The organism is Sphaerimonospora thailandensis, assembly GCF_016863115.1.
Taxonomy (GTDB): Bacteria; Actinomycetota; Actinomycetes; order Streptosporangiales; family Streptosporangiaceae; genus Sphaerimonospora; species Sphaerimonospora cavernae.
Window position 1 is genome coordinate 1 of record NZ_BOOG01000123.1, and the last position, 1,718, is coordinate 1,718.

Below are 1,718 nucleotides of genomic sequence, written 5' to 3' on the forward strand. Positions count from 1 at the left end.
AGCGCCTCCCGCACCACGCCCCCAGGGCCACCGAAGAGACCGAAGGAGACATCGGCGTGACCTACGATCCACCGGCCGTCACCCGGGCCGAGCTGCGCCGGCGGCCGGGCGGCGAGCGAGCCGCGGCGTGATCCGATGACCGTTCTCGACCTCCGGGCGCTCAACCGCGCGACGCTCGCCCGGCAGTTGCTGCTCGATCGCGCCGGCATACCGGTCCTCGATGCCGTCGCGCATCTGTGCGGCCTGCAGGCGCAGGAACCGCAGGAACCGTTCGTGGGGCTCTGGTCACGGGTGCGTGGGTTCGATCCAGCGGTGCTGTCGGACCTGCTGATCCGGCGGAGTGTAGTGCGTACACACCTGATGCGCCGTACCGTCCACCTCCTGGCCGCCGAGGACGTCCTGGCCTGGCGGGCGCGCCACGACACCATGCTGCGCCAGCGCGTGCTCGGGACCTACCGTCGTGAGCTCTCCGGGGTTGACCTCGACGAACTCGCGGAGGTGGGCCGGGCGGTGATGGCCGACGGCGAGCCCCGTTCGATGGCCGAACTGGCGCGGGCGCTGGCCGGGCGCTGGCCGGAGCCGGGCCCGCGGGCGCTGGGCGAGATGCTGGTCGCCGCCCTCGTCCCGATGGCACAGCTGCCTCCGCGCGGCCTGTGGCGCAGAAAGGCGGGGGTGCGCAACGTTCCGCTCTCCGCCTGGCTGGGCCGCGAGATCGACCCGCCCTCCCCGGACGGCTCAGACCCGGTCGGCAAGGCGCTGGTACGGCGCTACCTGGCCGCGTTCGGCCCCGCCGCCACATCTGACCTGCGCGCCTGGTGCGGTCTGGCCGGGTTGCCGGCCGCGGTCGCCGCGATCCGGGACGAGCTGGTCAGTTTCCGCGACGAGCGAGGCCGGCAGCTGCTGGACCTCCCCGACGCGCCGCGCCCTGACCCCGGCACCCCCGCCCCGGTACGGTTCCTACCGGCCTTCGACAACGTCGTCCTCGGCTACCACGACCGCACCCGCATTATCGACGACGCCCACCGCGGCCTGTCGGTCACCGGCGCCCGCGTCGTACTGGTCGACGGCCGGGTCGCCGCGACCTGGAACGTCGAGGGTGCCACCGTGCTGGTCAGCCAGCTGCGCCGTCTCTCGCGAGCCGAGCGCGACAGCGTGGCCGAGCAGGGGCAGGCACTGGCGTCGTTCCTGTCCGGCGGAGACAGCAAGCGCGTGGAACTCACCGATGCTCCCTGAGATCAAGCCACCTTGAGGTTTCAGCGTGACCTCCTGATCGCCGGCCGGCCTGCATCCTCGGCGGGCGCCCGCACCGCGCCCAAGGCCGGCGAGGAGCGCCTGCTCGCCCTCGCCTACGCCATGCTCACCTTTGGAGAGATGCTCAAGCAGGCCTCCCAGGGCGTGGTCACTCAGGCCCGACACGGCTGACCAACGAAGAGCCATACCTTCCGGGTCTGCCGTGCTCGTTGGACCTGCCCGATGCGCGTCATGAACTGCACCGAGCAGGGGTCGGAAGAACTCGGCAGGCGTGGTTCAGGCCGGAGCGGCTGCTTGCTGTGTATGGCCGGATCAGAGGGGAACCTTCCAGTTCTTCGTGAGCCAGGCCAGGTCCGCTTGGCCGCGTTCGCGGGTGAGGCGCTCTCGTTCGAAGAGGGCCTCGGTCTTGGTCAGCACCAGGGTGTACGGCCGGCCCTGTCGTCTGGTCTCGTGGCGGACCGGCAACT

General features: G+C 71.6%; 2 protein-coding genes. Both read left to right on the plus strand.

What is annotated here, in order from left to right; translation table 11 throughout:
• The first annotated feature begins 135 nt into the window (after positions 1-135).
• A complete protein-coding gene (locus tag Mth01_RS29205; RefSeq protein WP_204019186.1) occupies positions 136-1,233 on the plus strand; it encodes a winged helix DNA-binding domain-containing protein in 1,098 nt (365 codons plus the stop codon).
• A gap of 12 nt (positions 1,234-1,245) precedes the next feature.
• On the plus strand, positions 1,246-1,422 hold the full coding sequence (locus tag Mth01_RS29210; protein ID WP_204019187.1) for a hypothetical protein: 177 nt from the start codon (positions 1,246-1,248) through the stop codon (positions 1,420-1,422).
• Positions 1,423-1,718 lie beyond the last annotated feature (296 nt).

Coding starts and splice junctions, on each gene's coding strand:
- Mth01_RS29205 (WP_204019186.1), top strand. CDS start 136: ATGACCGTTCTCGACCTCCGGGCGCTCAACCGCGCGACGCTCGCCCGG.